The sequence below is a fragment of the Bartonella sp. CB10SXKL genome, from assembly GCF_042195515.1.
Classification (GTDB): Bacteria; Pseudomonadota; Alphaproteobacteria; order Rhizobiales; family Rhizobiaceae; genus Bartonella.
The window spans coordinates 343-584 of sequence record NZ_JBHION010000126.1 but is presented as its reverse complement, the minus strand read 5'-3'; the positions used below and the strand labels follow the sequence as shown (position 1 = coordinate 584).

At 43.8% G+C, this 242-nt stretch carries 1 protein-coding gene; it reads right to left on the bottom strand.

Translation table 11 applies throughout. The features are described from left to right. A partial coding sequence (locus ACFIK3_RS09800; protein ID WP_375676644.1) for a hypothetical protein occupies positions 1–242 on the bottom strand: 242 nt, incomplete at both ends.

Genomic DNA, 242 nt, shown 5'->3' with positions numbered 1-242 from the left:
ATGTGCCATTCTCATACTTAGCTCCGCCGCCAAAATACTGAGCAACACTGCTACCTAGAGTATGAAGCTGATTGCCTGCTACTGCATCCGTCGAACTCGAAGAAATCTCTCCATCCGCAAGGAACTTAATTTTACTATTGCTTCCTTCTTTGCCGTGTTTGGCTACAAAGGCATGATCATCCTTGTTCCACAATAACGAATCCTGTGCTATACCCTGAGAAACATCCTTAATACGTTGATTC